This window comes from Pseudomonas sp. CBZ-4 (genome assembly GCF_000346755.1).
Taxonomy (GTDB): Bacteria; Pseudomonadota; Gammaproteobacteria; order Pseudomonadales; family Pseudomonadaceae; genus Aquipseudomonas.
The window spans coordinates 1-13,754 of record NZ_ANNV01000170.1; the positions used below are offsets into that span (position 1 = coordinate 1).

Genomic DNA, 13,754 nt, shown 5'->3' on the forward strand with positions numbered 1-13,754 from the left:
ACTGATAGACCGCTATCGCAGGCAAGCCAGCTCCCACATTTTGATCCGGTTTCTTCAGGTAGACCTGATTAGACCGGCGCAGGCGCCCGACGCTTGTCCGGCTGTTGCCAGCCATCTGCCGCCGCTTCTTCAATCGCTTGCTGGATCGCTTTCTTGCGTTTCTCTTCGGCACGACGGCTGAAGAACCACACCAGGAAGGTCACCAACGACACCGCCAACAGAATCAAGCTGGCCACGGCGTTGATCTCGGGTTTAACCCCCAGGCGCACCGCCGAGAATACTTCCATCGGCAACGTCGTCGAACCCGGCCCCGACACGAAGCTGGCAAGTACCAGGTCATCGAGGGACAGCGCGAACGACATCATGCCGCCCGCCGCCAGCGACGGCGCGATCATCGGGATGGTGATCAGGAAGAACACCTTCCACGGCCGCGCCCCGAGGTCCATTGCCGCTTCTTCAATCGACAGGTCCAGTTCACGCAAGCGCGCCGACACCACCACCGCCACATACGCCGCGCAGAAGGTGGTGTGGGCGATCCAGATGGTGACGATGCCACGCTCTTGCGGCCAGCCGATCATCTGCGCCATCGCCACGAACAGCAGCAACAGCGACAGACCGGTGATCACTTCCGGCATCACCAACGGCGCCGTCACCAGGCCGCCGAACAGCGTGCGGCCCTTGAACTGGCTGATACGGGTCAGCACGAATGCCGCCAAGGTACCCAGCGCCACCGCCGCCACCGCCGTGTAGCAGGCGATTTCCAGGGAGCGCATCACCGAACCCATCAGCTGGGTGTTGTCCAGCAGGCCCACGTACCACTTGATCGACCAACCGCCCCACACCGTCACCAGCTTGGATTCGTTGAACGAGTAGATCACCAGGATCAGCATCGGCAGGTAGATGAACAACAACCCCGCCACCAGCATGAAGCTTGAGAAACTGACGCGCTTCATATCTTGCCCTCCATCTCTTTGGCTTGGCTGCGGTTGAACAGGATGATCGGCACGATCAGGATCGCCAGCATCACCACCGCCAGGGCAGACGCCACCGGCCAGTCACGGTTGTTGAAGAATTCTTGCCACAACACTTTACCGATCATCAGGGTTTCCGGGCCGCCCAGCAGTTCCGGGATCACGAACTCGCCCACCACCGGGATAAACACCAGCATGCAGCCGGCGATGATGCCGTTCTTGGACAGCGGCACGGTGATCTTCCAGAAGCTGTTGAAGGTGCTCGAACCCAGGTCGGACGCGGCTTCCAGCAGGCTCTGGTCGTGTTTCACCAGGTTGGCGTACAGCGGCAGGATCATGAACGGCAGGTACGAATAGACCACGCCGATATACACCGCAATGTTGGTGTTGAGGATCTGCAGCGGCTCGTTGATCAACCCCATGGACATCAGGAAACCATTGAGCAGACCGTTGTTGCTGAGGATACCCATCCACGCATACACGCGAATCAGGATCGCGGTCCAGGTCGGCATCATGATCAGCAGCACCAGCACGGTCTGCATCTCTTTGCGCGCGGTGGCAATGGCGTAGGCCATCGGGTAGCCGATCAGCAGGCACAGCAGCGCGCTGAAGAACGCCATTTTCAGCGAGCCCAGGTAGGCGGCGATGTACAGCTCGTCGCCCGCCAGCAAGCTGTAGTTCGCCAGGTTCAGCACCACTTGCAGCTTCTGCTCAACGTAGGTGTAGATCTCGGTGTACGGCGGGATCGCGACGTCGGCTTCGGCGAAGCTGATTTTCAGGACGATGAAAAACGGCAAGGCGAAGAACAGGAACAGCCACAGGAAGGGAATCCCGATGACCACCTGCTTGCCGCTGGGGACAATGCGCTGCAAGCGCCGCTTGAGTTTTTTTGTGTTCATGAGCGCAATACCACGCCGCTGTCGTCTTCCCACCACACGTACACCTGGTCACCCCAGGTTGGGCGCTGGCCACGGCGTTCGGCGTTGGCGACAAAGGACTGCACCAGCTTGCCGCTCGGCAGCTCCACGTAGAACACCGAGTGGCCGCCGAGGTAAGCGATATCGTGGACTTTTCCGCTGGACCAGTTGTGCTCGCAGGTCGGCATTTCGGTGGTGACCAGCAGCTTTTCCGGGCGGATGGCGTAGGTCACCGACTTGTCTTCCACCGCCGTGGCGATGCCGTAGCCCACGTAGATGTCGCGGTCCAGGTCCGGGCACTTGAGCACCGCGTGGCCTTCGGCGTCGTCCACCACCTGGGTGTCGAAGATGTTGACGTTGCCGATGAACTCGCACACCAGGCGGCTGGTGGGGGTTTCGTAGATGTCGATCGGGCTGCCGATCTGGGCGATCCAGCCCAGGTGCATGATCGCGATGCGCTCGGCCATGGTCATGGCCTCTTCCTGGTCGTGGGTCACCATCACGCAGGTCACGCCGACGCGCTCGATGATTTCCACCAGCTCCAGTTGCATCTGCGAACGCAGCTTCTTGTCGAGGGCGCCCATGGGCTCATCGAGCAGCAGCAGTTTCGGGCGCTTGGCCAGGGAACGGGCCAGGGCCACACGCTGGCGCTGGCCGCCGGACAACTGGTGCGGCTTGCGCTTGGCGTACTGGCTCATCTGTACCAGCTTGAGCATCTCGGCCACGCGCGCATCGACCTCGGCCTTGGGGATCTTGTCCTGTTGCAGGCCGAAGGCGATGTTCTGCGCCACGGTCATGTGCGGGAACAAGGCGTAGGACTGGAACATCATGTTGATCGGCCGCTCGTAGGGCGGCATATCGGTGATGTCCACGCCGTCGAGGTAGATGCGGCCCTCGGTCGGGCGCTCGAAACCTGCGAGCATGCGCAGCAAGGTGGACTTGCCCGAACCCGAACCGCCGAGCAAGGCGAAGATCTCGCCTTTCTTGATTTCCAGGGACACATCGTCCACGGCAATCGTCTCGTCGAACTTCTTCGTGACCCGGTCGATTTTGACCAGCACCTTCTTAGGTGTCTGGTCGCCCTCGAGGGCTTTCTTATAGGCGCCGGAGGCAACTGCCATTTACGAAACTCCCAACAAAAATGTCTGTTCGCCCGAAGCAGGCGAACCTTGGATAGTTTGGGCTTTACTTGCCCGTCTTGACCTTGGTCCAGCTACGGGTCATTAAACGCTGCACTTTCGGGGGTAGCTCGAAGTTGACAAATGTCCGGTCGAGAACCGCCTGCGGTGGGTAAACCGCTTCGTCGGTGCGTATCGATTGCTCCATCAGCTTGTCCGCCCCTGGATTAGGGTTGGCATAACCGACGTAATCACTGACCTGAGCGATCACCTCAGGCTGCAGCAAATAGTTGATGAAGGCGTGGGCTTCCTTGACGTTGGTGGCATCCTTGGGGATCGCCAGCACGTCAAACCACAAGTTGCCGCCTTCTTTCGGAATTGCGTAGGCGATGTTCACGCCCTTGCCCGCCTCGGCCGCGCGGGCCTTGGCCTGGAACACATCGCCGGAGAACCCGGCGGCCACGCAGATATTGCCGTTGGCCAGGTCGGAGATGTATTTCGAAGAATGGAAATAGGTCACGTAGGGCCGCACTTTCAGCAGCTTTTCTTCGGCCTTCTTGTAGTCGTCCGGGTTGGTGCTGTTGGGGTCCAGGCCCATGTAGTTGAGCACCGCCGGCAGCATTTCATCCGCCGAGTCCATGAACGACACACCGCAGGTGGCCAGCTTCTTCATGTTCTCCGGCTCGAACAGCACGGCCCAGGAGTCGATCTTGTCGACGCCCAGCACTTCCTTCACTTTATCGACGTTGTAACCGATGCCGTTGGTGCCCCACAGGTACGGCACGGCGTACTGATTGCCCGGGTCGTTCTTTTCCAGGCGCTTGAGCAGCGCCGGGTCGAGGTTGGCGTAGTTGCTCAACTGCGCCTTGTCGATCTTCTGGAACGCGCCCGCCTTGATCTGCTTGCCCAGGAAGTGGTTGGACGGCACGACCACGTCGTAGCCGGTGCGCCCGGCCAGCAACTTGCCTTCCAGGGTTTCGTTGGAGTCAAACACGTCATACACGGGCTTGATGCCGCTGGCCTTTTCGAAGTTGGCCAGGGTGTCGGTGCCGATGTAGTCCGACCAGTTATAAATATGCACCGTCGGTGCGGCCTGCACGCTCAGCGTCAGCGTGATACCTGCACCCACCAGCATGGCTTGGCGAAATAAAGAAATTGGCAAGTGGAGGTCCTCTTAAATAGTTGGGCCTTGAAGTTGTTGCCCGGCAACAAAACCGGCGCGCAACTTACCCTCGATAAACCGATCCGGCAAAACTTTCTGTCATTTAATGTGTGGGAGCTGGTTTATGTGGGAGCAGGCTTGCCCGCGATGGCGGTGTGTCAGCCAGCATCTGTATCAACTGATACACCGCTATCGCGGGCAAGCCCGCTCCCACAAAAGAAACCTCCCACAGGTCCTACGGGTTATTTACCCGACTTGATCTTGGTCCAGCTGCGCGTCATCAAGCGTTGGGTTGCCGCTGGCAAATCGGCAATGGCATACAACTTGGCTTGCACGTCCGCAGGCGGGTAGATGCCTGGGTCGCTGGTGATTTCTTTATCCACCAGGGCAGTGGCTTTTTCGTTGCCGTTCGGGAAACGTACCGAGTCGGTGATCTTAGCCATCACTTCCGGCTTGAGCAGGTAGTTCATGAACGTGTAGGCGCCGGTGACGTTTTCGGCATCCTTAGGGATGGCGACCATGTCGAAGAAGCTGCCAGCACCTTCTTTCGGAATGTCGTAGGCAACCTTGACCTTGCCACCGGCTTCGGCAGCGCGGGACTTGGCTTGCTGGATGTCACCCGAGTAGCCCACCGCCACGCAGATGTTGCCGTTGGCCAGGTCGGAGATGTACTTGGAGGAGTGGAAGTAGCCGATCGATGGGCGGATCTTGAGGAACAGTTCCTCGGCTTTCTTCAGGTCGTCCGGCTTCTGGCTGTCGGTCGGCAGACCGAGGTAATGCAGGGCGATTGGCAACATTTCGGTTGGCGAATCGAGGAAGCTCACACCGCAGCTTTTCAGCTTGGCGATGTTCTCAGGCTTGAGCAGCACGTCCCACGAGTCGATCTTGTCCACGCCCAGCGCAGCCTTGACCTTCTCCGGGTTGTAGCCGATGCCGATCGAACCCCACATGTACGGGAAGGCGTGCTTGTTGTCCGGGTCGCTGACCGACACGGCTTTGAGCAGGGATTTGTTCAGGTTGTCGTAGTTGGACAGCTTGGACTTGTCCAGCTCCTGGTAGACACCGGCCTTGATCTGCTTGGCGAGGAAGTTGTTCGACGGCACGACGATGTCGTAGCCGGACTTGCCTGCCAGCAACTTGGCTTCCAGGGTTTCGTTGCTGTCAAAAACGTCGTACACCACTTTGATGCCCGACTCTTTTTCAAAGTTGGCAATGGTGTCCGGTGCGATGTAGTCGGACCAGTTATAGACGTGCAGCACTTTATCGTCGGCCTGGGCCGCGCCCGCCATTGCGCCCATCAGGGACAAGGCGAGGAGGGTCTTGCCAGCGTTCTTCAAACCTAATGCCTTCATTTGGTGATGCTCCAATTTTTCTTTTTTGGGCCACATGCTTACTAAGTTCTGCGGCCCGTCTAAAGGGCAACAAAACAGGGCGACAGTCTGGCAAGTTCAGGGGCCGGCTTTCAACCAAAGCCCCTACATTTATAACCGCCCGGAAGCAGCGCCTCCTGAGCCTAGCACTTAGCCCTGCAATGCCGCCAAAGTCAGGTCCAGGCACTGGCGAGCCTTGGTGACCAACTCGTCGATTTCCGCCTTGCTGATCACCAGCGGTGGCGAAATGATCATGGTGTCGCCCACGGCGCGCATGATCAGGCCATTTTCGAAGCAGAACGTGCGGCAGATCATGCCAGCACCACGGCCTTCGTAACGCTTGCGCGTGGCCTTGTCCTGCACCAGCTCGATGGCGCCCAACATGCCCACACCGCGCACTTCACCCACCAGTGGGTGATCCGCCAGTTCCCTCAGACGTTTCTGCAAATACGGTGCCGTTTCGTCATGCACGCGGCTGACGATTTTTTCATCGCGCATGATGCGGATGTTTTCCAGGGCCACCGCCGCTGCCACCGGGTGGCCGGAGTAGGTGAAGCCGTGGTTGAAATCGCCCCCTTCGTTGAGCACCGCCACCACTTCATCGCGCACGATCAGGCCGCCCATGGGGATGTAACCCGAGGTCAGGCCCTTGGCGATGGTCATCATGTCGGGCTTGAGGTCGTAGAAATCGCTACCGAACCACTCACCGGTACGGCCGAAACCGCAGATCACTTCGTCCGCCACAAACAGGATGTCGTACTTGGCGAGGATTTCCTTGATGCGCGGCCAGTAGGTGGCGGGCGGCACGATCACGCCACCGGCGCCCTGGATCGGCTCGGCAATAAAGGCACCGACGTTGTCCACGCCCAGTTCCAGAATCTTCTCTTCCAGCTGGTTGGCGGCCCACACGCCGAATTCTTCCGGGCTCATGTCGCCGCCTTCGCCAAACCAGTACGGCTGGGCGATGTGGCTGATGCCTGGGATCGGCAAGTCGCCTTGCTCATGCATATAGGTCATGCCGCCCAGGCTGGCGCCGGCCACGGTGCTGCCGTGGTAGCCATTCTTGCGGCTGATGATGGTTTTCTTGTTCGGCTGGCCTTTGATCGCCCAGTAGTGGCGGACCATGCGCAACATGGTGTCGTTGCCTTCGGAGCCGGAACCGGTGAAGAACACGTGGTTCATGCCGGCCGGCGCGATGTCGGAAATGGCCTTGGCCAGTTCCAGCACCGGCGGGTGAGCGGTCTGGAAGAACAGGTTGTAGTACGGCAGTTCTTTCATCTGTTTGGCGGCGGCGTCAGCCAGTTCATCGCGACCGTAACCGATCGCCACGCACCACAGGCCGGCCATGCCGTCGAGGATCTTGTTGCCTTCGCTGTCCCACAGGTAGACGCCGTGGGCTTTGGTAATGATGCGCGGGCCTTTCTCTTTCAATTGCTTGAAGTCGCTGAACGGCGCCAGGTGGTGCTCACTGCTCAAGGCTTGCCATTCACGGGTTTGCGGGTTGTTGCTGGACATACCAATCTCCTAGACTTTTCAGTGAAGGGCGCGCCGTTTAAAGGGCGCGCCCGGCGCATCAGACGGCGAAGAGCAGGAATTCCCGCTCCCACGAGCTGATCACGCGCTTGAAGTTTTCATGCTCGGCCCGCTTGACCGCGACGTAGCCTGTGATGAATTTCTGACCCAGGTATTTCTCGATGGTCTTGCTGTTTTCCATGCGCTCCAGGGCGTCTTCGATGGTCAACGGCAGGCGCAGGTTGCGTCGCTCGTAACCACGGCCGACGACCGGCGCGCTCGGGTTATGGCCTTCGACCATGCCGATGTAGCCGCACAGCAAACTGGCGGCAATCGCCAGGTACGGGTTGGCGTCGGCGCCCGGCAGGCGGTTTTCCACACGACGGTTCTGCGGGCCGGCATCCGGTACGCGCAGGCCGACGGTGCGGTTTTCTTCGCCCCATTCCACGTTGACCGGCGCCGAGGTGTCGGGCAGGAAGCGGCGGAACGAGTTCACGTTGGGGGCAAACAGCGGCAGCAATTCGGGGATGAATTTCTGCAGGCCGCCAATGTGGTTGAGGAACAGTTGGCTCATGGTCCCGTCTTCATTGGAGAAGACGTTCTTGCCGGTGGCGATGTCGATGATGCTCTGGTGCAGGTGCATCGCGCTGCCGGGCTCGCCGGTCATCGGCTTGGCCATGAAGGTGGCCGCCACGTTGTGCTTGAGCGCGGCTTCACGCATGGTGCGCTTGAACACCAGGATCTGGTCGGCCAGGGACAGTGCATCGCCGTGACGGAAGTTGATTTCCATCTGCGCGGTGCCGTCCTCGTGGATCAGGGTGTCGAGGTCCAGCTCCTGCAATTCGCACCAGTCGTAGACGTCTTCGAACAACGGGTCGAATTCGTTCGCCGCTTCTATAGAGAAGGACTGGCGACCGGTCTCCGGGCGCCCGGAACGGCCAATCGGCGGTTGCAGCGGGAAGTCCGGGTCTTCGCAGCGTTTGGTCAGGTAGAACTCCATCTCCGGCGCCACGATGGGCTGCCAGCCTCTGTCGGCGTAGAGCTGGAGGACTTTCTTGAGCACGTTGCGCGGCGACAGCTCGATCGGGTTGCCTTGCTTGTCGTAGGTGTCGTGGATCACCTGGGCGGTCGGCTCGATGGCCCACGGCACCAGGTACACCGCGTTCTGGTCGGGGCGGCAGATCATGTCGATGTCGGCCGGGTCGAGCAATTCGTAATAGATGTCGTCTTCGACATAGTCGCCGGTCACGGTCTGCAACAGAACGCTCTCGGGCAGGCGCATGCCTTTTTCGGCGATGAACTTGTTGGTCGGCGAGATCTTGCCCCGGGTGATGCCCGTGAGGTCGCCAATCATGCATTCGACTTCTGTGATCTTGTGGTCTTTCAACCAATCGGTGAGCTGGTCGAGGTTGTTACTCATAAATGCCTCTGGGCTGGGTTTCCTGACATCCATTAAAGGTCAGGCGTTGGTTGACGCAGCATCCGCGTCGCGTTGCATCGCCCGCTTTCGACAGGCGGTGCCAAATGCCTGGAAGATCGCGAGATAGTGCGGGTTAGAGCTTACCTGCCATTCGGGGTGCCATTGCACTCCTAAAGCAAAAGCCTTGCCCGCTGTTACAGAAAAAGCTTCGATCAGGCCATCCGGCGCAGTGGCTTCGACCTGCAAGCCGGGCGCCAGGCGGTCAACGCCCTGACTGTGGATCGAGTTGACCTGAATCGTCGGCGGCAAGCCCAGGCTGGCCAAAACGCCGTTCGGCGCAATCGCCACGGCGTGCGCCGGGCCGTACTGGATCGCCAGCGGCTGGGTGTCGTCTTCGCGGTGGTCCATCATGCCGGGCACTTCATGAACCTTCTGGTGCAGGCTGCCGCCAAAGGCCACGTTCATCTCCTGGAAACCCCGGCAGATGCCCAGCACCGGCACACCCGCCGCAATCGCGGCACGCAGCAGCGGCAGCGTGGTCTGGTCCCGTGCAGAATCATGAGCAGTCCCGGGCGCGCTGGCCGGACCGTCGTAGTGAAAGGGTTCGATATTGGAGGGGGAGCCGGTAAATAGAATGCCGTCCAGACCGTCAAGAATATTGGCCGGTTCGAACAAATCCCCAAGGGACGGAATGATCAATGGCAAGCCCTTGGCAGCGGTGGCCACTGCACGGACGTATTTGTCGCCACTGATGTGATAAGCATGCAGACCGACCTGTTTGGAGCAGGCGGTGACGCCGATTAACGGCAGGCGAGACATGAAGCACCCCGGTATTATTGCTGTTATGGGTTTGAATCGAGCTTAGCCTTGTTCATTTTTTTACACAACACCCCCGTAAAAAATCCTACACGGCCCGCTCAAGCCCGCGAGTCCTACTCGCTTCAAACCGATAAAACCGCCCCAAAACGCCGCAAAAAAGCCCTCGCGGCGCTTTTTTAGGGCAAAAAAGGCCTCGCTTGACTTCGGCATGCCGTTCGGGTTGACTGAAACCAGAAAAGATCAATGATTGATATTTTTAACAACAAAGGTGTTGCATCATGTCGGTACCCCCGCGTGCCGTTCAGCTTAACGAAGCGAACGCGTTCCTTAAGGATCATCCTGAGGTTCTGTACGTAGACCTTCTAATTGCGGATATGAATGGTGTGGTGCGCGGCAAGCGCATCGAACGCACCAGCCTCCACAAGGTTTACGAGAAGGGCATTAACCTGCCTGCCTCTTTATTTGCCCTGGATATCAACGGCTCGACGGTGGAAAGCACCGGCCTGGGTCTGGACATCGGTGATGCTGACCGAATCTGTTATCCGATCCCTGACACCCTGTGCAATGAACCCTGGCAAAAGCGCCCAACCGCGCAACTGCTGATGACCATGCACGAACTTGAAGGTGAACCTTTCTTCGCCGATCCGCGCGAAGTGCTCCGCCAAGTTGTAAGCAAATTTGACGACCTCGGTCTGACCATCTGCGCCGCCTTCGAGCTTGAGTTCTACCTGATCGACCAGGAGAACGTGAACGGCCGCCCACAACCGCCCCGCTCGCCGATCTCCGGCAAACGCCCGCACTCGACACAGGTCTACCTGATCGACGACCTCGACGAATACGTCGATTGCCTCCAGGACATCCTGGAAGGTGCGAAGGAGCAAGGCATCCCGGCCGACGCCATCGTCAAGGAAAGTGCCCCGGCGCAGTTCGAAGTGAACCTGCACCACGTCGCCGACCCGATCAAGGCTTGCGACTACGCGGTACTGCTCAAGCGCCTGATCAAGAACATCGCCTACGACCATGAGATGGACACCACCTTCATGGCCAAGCCTTACCCAGGCCAGGCAGGCAACGGTTTGCACGTGCACATCTCCATTCTGGACAAGGACGGCAAGAACATCTTTGCCAGCGAGGATCCCGAGCAGAACGCCGCATTGCGCCACGCAATCGGCGGTGTGCTGGAGACCCTGCCCGCCCAAATGGCGTTCCTGTGCCCCAACGTCAACTCCTACCGTCGTTTCGGCGCACAGTTCTACGTGCCGAACTCGCCGTGCTGGGGCCTGGACAACCGCACCGTGGCGATTCGCGTACCGACCGGCTCGTCCGACGCCGTACGTATCGAACACCGTGTCGCCGGCGCCGACGCCAACCCTTACCTGCTGATGGCCTCGGTCCTGGCAGGCGTGCACCACGGCCTGACCAACCAGATCGAGCCCGGCGCACCGGTGGAAGGCAACAGCTACGAGCAGAACGAACAGAGCCTGCCAAACAACCTGCGTGATGCCCTGCGCGAGTTGGATGACAGCGAGGTGATGGCCAAGTACATCGATCCTAAATACATCGATATCTTCGTCGCCTGTAAGGAAAGTGAGCTGGAAGAGTTTGAACACTCCATCTCCGACCTTGAGTACAACTGGTACCTGCATACCGTCTAAACGGCGGCTGCATTAAAAGAACGCCGCAGGCTTTTGGTCTGGGGCGTTTTTTTATGGTTTTTTCCAGGTAGACCGAGGTGGATTCATCGCAGGCAAGCCAGCTCCCACATTTTGATCTGTGAACACATTCAAGTGTGGGAGCTGGCTTGCCTGCGATGGCGGCCTTGAAGACAACACCCATTACTGCTCATACAATGCCCCCTGCCTTGTAGGAGACATCCATGACCACCCGCCCCGCCGCCCCTCGCAAACCCCGTGCCCGCAGCCAGGCACGGATCGACGCGATCCTCGACGCCGCCCGCACCTTGCTGGCTGCCGAAGGCGTGGCCAGTTTGTCGATCTACAGCGTGGCCGAGCGCGCGCAGATCCCGCCGTCGTCGGTGTATCACTTTTTCGCCAGCGTGCCGGCGCTGCTGGAAGCGTTGACGGCAGATGTCCACGCCGCCTTCCGCGCGGCGATCCAGGCCCCCATCGACCATGCTTCACTCAAGCACTGGCGGGACCTGTCCTACATCGTTGAACAGCGCATGCTGACCATCTACGACCACGACGCCGCCGCACGCCAGTTGATCCTGGCGCAGCATGGGCTGACGGAAGTGACCCAGGCGGATCGTCAGCATGATCTGGAATTGGGCGACCTGATGCTGACCGTGTTCAACCGGCACTTTGACGTGCCGACACTGCCAACCGATGTGGATGTGTTTGCCTTGGCGCTGGAGCTGAGCGATCGCGTGTATGCGCGTTCGGTGCATCAGCATGGGCTGATCACGCCGCGCATGGCGGAGGAAGGGATGCGGGTGTTTGATGCTTACGTGGGGCTGTATTTGCCGGCTTATCTGCCTAAGCGTTGAGTCTTGTGGTGGCTGGGCTGGCCTCATCGCAGGCACGCCAGCTCCCACATTTTGATTTGTGAATACAGTCAAATGTGGGAGCGGGCTTGCCCGCGATGACGGCCTCAATTACGCCGCCAATCACAACTTGGCAATCGACACCTCAGTCGACTTAACAAACGCAATCACCTCACTGCCAATCACCAATTCCAGCTCTTTGACCGAGCGCGTGGTGATCACCGAAGTGACGATACCCGACGCCGTCTGCACATCGATTTCCGACAGCACGTCGCCTTCGACGATTTCCTTGATGGTGCCTTTGAACTGGTTACGTACGTTGATCGCTTTAATAGTCATGTCGTTCTCTCTTCGTGGGACGCGTGAGTTATTGAGCCCAACGCAATTGCGTAGGCAGCGGTGAAACAGGTTCGGGTTCCGGTGGCGTGCCGGGCAGCGACAGCACACGGTTGAGCACTTCGGCTTCCAACGCGGCCAGGCGATGTGAGCCGCGAGCACGTGGGCGTGGCAGGTCTACGATCAGGTCCAGGCCGATTTCGCCGTCTTCGATCAAGATCACCCGGTCGGCAATCGCCACGGCTTCGCTGACGTCGTGGGTGACCAACAACACGGTGAAACCGTGTTTCTGCCAAAGGTTTTCGATCAGTTGCTGCATCTCGATGCGGGTCAGCGCATCCAGCGCGCCCAACGGCTCGTCGAGCAACAGCAAACGCGGCTGGTGGATAAGAGCACGGGCCAGTGCCACGCGTTGCTTCTGGCCACCAGACAACGCCGCCGGCCACTCATTGGCGCGTTCGGCCAGGCCTACTGCTTCCAGGGCTTCCAAGGCTTTTGGGCGCCAGTTGCCTTTAAGGCCCAGGCCGACGTTGTCGATGATCTTTTTCCACGGCAGCAGGCGCGCTTCCTGGAACATCAACCGCGTGTCTTCAAGCGCTTCGCTCAGCGGCGCGGAGCCGGCCAGCAGCTCGCCGCCGCTGGCTTTGTCCAAACCAGCCAACAGGCGCAGCAAGGTACTTTTGCCGCAACCGCTGCGGCCGACCACGGCCACGAACTGGCCCGCCGGAATATGCAGATCAATCTCTTTGAGCACTTCCCGCGCACCAAAGGCCTTGCGCAGTTTGCGCACCGCCAACGGGATGCCCTTGAGCAGGCGCGGAGGTTGTTGAGCCGTCATGCCGCACCTCCTTTGTTCACTTGATACGCCGGATGCCAGCGCAACCACACACGCTCCAGGCCGCGGGCGGCGAGGTCGGCGAGCTTGCCGAGGATGGCGTACATGACAATCGCCAGCACCACCACGTCGGTCTGCAGGAATTCCCGGGCGTTCATCGCCAGGTAACCGATACCGGAGCTGGCCGAAATGGTTTCCGCCACGATCAACGTCAGCCACATAAAGCCCAGGGCAAAGCGCACGCCCACGAGGATCGACGGCAGCGCGCCCGGCAGGATCACCTGGCGGAACAGGCTGAAGCCGGACAAACCGTAGCTGCGCGACATTTCCACCAACGCCGGGTCGACGTTGCGAATGCCGTGGTAGGTGTTGAGGTAGATCGGGAACAGCGTGCCGAGGGCGACGAGGAAAATCTTCGCCGTCTCGTCAATGCCGAACCACAGGATCACCAGCGGAATCAACGCCAGGTGCGGCACGTTGCGGATCATCTGCACCGAGCTGTCCAGCAGGCGCTCGCCCCACTTCGACAGGCCGGTGATAAAGCCCAGGGCCAGGCCGATGCTGCCGCCGATGACAAAACCCAGGCCCGCGCGCCAGCCACTGATGGCCAAGTGCGTCCAGATCTCGCCGCTGGCGACCAGGTGGACGCCCGCTGCGATCACCGCGCTCGGCGCCGGCAGAATGCGCGTGGACAACCAACCGGCCGACACCGACAACTGCCATATCGCCAGCAACAGAATCGGCAGCACCCAAGGCGCCACGCGATGGCTCAATTTTTCATAGTTCATGGG

The 13,754-nt window shown here is 59.8% G+C and carries 13 protein-coding genes; 2 read left to right on the plus strand and 11 right to left on the minus strand.

Going from position 1 to position 13,754, the window contains the following annotated elements:
- Positions 1–68: 68 nt before the first annotated feature.
- The 8 genes from B348_RS0126410 to B348_RS0126445 all read right to left on the minus strand — a co-directional run bounded on the left by B348_RS0126410 (position 69) and on the right by B348_RS0126445 (position 9,289).
- Positions 69–953 (minus strand): ABC transporter permease subunit, encoded by an 885-nt coding sequence (locus B348_RS0126410; protein WP_017739035.1) that lies wholly within the window; start codon positions 951–953, stop codon positions 69–71.
- Positions 950–1,870 (minus strand): ABC transporter permease subunit, encoded by a 921-nt coding sequence (locus tag B348_RS0126415; protein WP_017739036.1) that lies wholly within the window; start codon positions 1,868–1,870, stop codon positions 950–952. The genes B348_RS0126410 and B348_RS0126415 overlap by 4 nt, the downstream gene beginning before the upstream one ends.
- A complete protein-coding gene (locus tag B348_RS0126420) occupies positions 1,867–3,009 on the minus strand; it encodes an ABC transporter ATP-binding protein (protein WP_003176776.1) in 1,143 nt (380 codons plus the stop codon). Before B348_RS0126420 ends, B348_RS0126415 begins: the two co-directional genes overlap by 4 nt.
- 64 nt (positions 3,010–3,073) lie before the next feature.
- Positions 3,074–4,168 carry a polyamine ABC transporter substrate-binding protein gene (locus B348_RS0126425; RefSeq protein ID WP_026137085.1) on the minus strand — a complete coding sequence of 365 codons (1,095 nt, stop codon included), beginning with the start codon at positions 4,166–4,168 and terminating at the stop codon, positions 3,074–3,076.
- A 242-nt stretch (positions 4,169–4,410) separates the two neighbouring features.
- Entirely contained in the window at positions 4,411–5,505 is a 1,095-nt protein-coding gene (locus tag B348_RS0126430; protein ID WP_026137086.1) for a polyamine ABC transporter substrate-binding protein, read from the minus strand.
- A gap of 183 nt (positions 5,506–5,688) precedes the next feature.
- Positions 5,689–7,053 (minus strand): aspartate aminotransferase family protein, encoded by a 1,365-nt coding sequence (locus B348_RS0126435; RefSeq protein ID WP_017739039.1) that lies wholly within the window; start codon positions 7,051–7,053, stop codon positions 5,689–5,691.
- Positions 7,054–7,111: 58 nt separating this feature from the next.
- Positions 7,112–8,470, minus strand: coding sequence for a glutamine synthetase family protein (locus B348_RS0126440; RefSeq protein ID WP_017739040.1), 1,359 nt, complete (start codon positions 8,468–8,470; stop codon positions 7,112–7,114).
- 39 nt (positions 8,471–8,509) lie between these two features.
- A complete protein-coding gene (locus B348_RS0126445) occupies positions 8,510–9,289 on the minus strand; it encodes a gamma-glutamyl-gamma-aminobutyrate hydrolase family protein (RefSeq protein WP_017739041.1) in 780 nt (259 codons plus the stop codon).
- Positions 9,290–9,567: 278 nt separating this feature from the next.
- Here B348_RS0126445 and B348_RS0126450 point away from each other — a divergent pair, with 278 nt between their 5' ends.
- Positions 9,568–10,944 carry a glutamine synthetase family protein gene (locus tag B348_RS0126450; protein ID WP_026137087.1) on the plus strand — a complete coding sequence of 459 codons (1,377 nt, stop codon included), beginning with the start codon at positions 9,568–9,570 and terminating at the stop codon, positions 10,942–10,944.
- Between the two features lie 221 nt (positions 10,945–11,165).
- Complete coding sequence (locus B348_RS0126455; protein ID WP_017739043.1) at positions 11,166–11,795, plus strand: TetR/AcrR family transcriptional regulator; 630 nt, start codon at positions 11,166–11,168, stop codon at positions 11,793–11,795.
- A gap of 120 nt (positions 11,796–11,915) precedes the next feature.
- Here the strand turns inward: B348_RS0126455 and B348_RS0126460 are convergent, their stop codons facing one another.
- The 3 genes from B348_RS0126460 to ssuC are packed head-to-tail and all read right to left on the minus strand — an operon-like array spanning position 11,916 to position 13,751.
- On the minus strand, positions 11,916–12,131 hold the full coding sequence (locus B348_RS0126460; protein ID WP_003213899.1) for a molybdopterin-binding protein: 216 nt from the start codon (positions 12,129–12,131) through the stop codon (positions 11,916–11,918).
- A gap of 28 nt (positions 12,132–12,159) precedes the next feature.
- Positions 12,160–12,966 (minus strand): aliphatic sulfonates ABC transporter ATP-binding protein, encoded by an 807-nt coding sequence (gene ssuB / locus B348_RS0126465; RefSeq protein ID WP_017739044.1) that lies wholly within the window; start codon positions 12,964–12,966, stop codon positions 12,160–12,162.
- On the minus strand, positions 12,963–13,751 hold the full coding sequence (ssuC, locus tag B348_RS0126470; RefSeq protein ID WP_017739045.1) for an aliphatic sulfonate ABC transporter permease SsuC: 789 nt from the start codon (positions 13,749–13,751) through the stop codon (positions 12,963–12,965). The genes ssuB and ssuC overlap by 4 nt, the downstream gene beginning before the upstream one ends.
- Between the last annotated feature and the right edge of the window lie 3 nt (positions 13,752–13,754).

What these genes read in the sequence shown, in the direction of transcription:
- B348_RS0126410 (WP_017739035.1), bottom strand. Translation starts at nt 953, where the DNA reads ATGAAGCGCGTCAGTTTCTCAAGCTTCATGCTGGTGGCGGGGTTGTTG.
- B348_RS0126415 (WP_017739036.1), bottom strand. Translation starts at nt 1,870, where the DNA reads ATGAACACAAAAAAACTCAAGCGGCGCTTGCAGCGCATTGTCCCCAGC.
- B348_RS0126420 (WP_003176776.1), bottom strand. Translation starts at nt 3,009, where the DNA reads ATGGCAGTTGCCTCCGGCGCCTATAAGAAAGCCCTCGAGGGCGACCAG.
- B348_RS0126435 (WP_017739039.1), bottom strand. Translation starts at nt 7,053, where the DNA reads ATGTCCAGCAACAACCCGCAAACCCGTGAATGGCAAGCCTTGAGCAGT.
- B348_RS0126440 (WP_017739040.1), bottom strand. Translation starts at nt 8,470, where the DNA reads ATGAGTAACAACCTCGACCAGCTCACCGATTGGTTGAAAGACCACAAG.
- B348_RS0126445 (WP_017739041.1), bottom strand. Translation starts at nt 9,289, where the DNA reads ATGTCTCGCCTGCCGTTAATCGGCGTCACCGCCTGCTCCAAACAGGTC.
- B348_RS0126450 (WP_026137087.1), top strand. Translation starts at nt 9,568, where the DNA reads ATGTCGGTACCCCCGCGTGCCGTTCAGCTTAACGAAGCGAACGCGTTC.
- B348_RS0126455 (WP_017739043.1), top strand. Translation starts at nt 11,166, where the DNA reads ATGACCACCCGCCCCGCCGCCCCTCGCAAACCCCGTGCCCGCAGCCAG.
- B348_RS0126460 (WP_003213899.1), bottom strand. Translation starts at nt 12,131, where the DNA reads ATGACTATTAAAGCGATCAACGTACGTAACCAGTTCAAAGGCACCATC.
- ssuB (WP_017739044.1), bottom strand. Translation starts at nt 12,966, where the DNA reads ATGACGGCTCAACAACCTCCGCGCCTGCTCAAGGGCATCCCGTTGGCG.
- ssuC (WP_017739045.1), bottom strand. Translation starts at nt 13,751, where the DNA reads ATGAACTATGAAAAATTGAGCCATCGCGTGGCGCCTTGGGTGCTGCCG.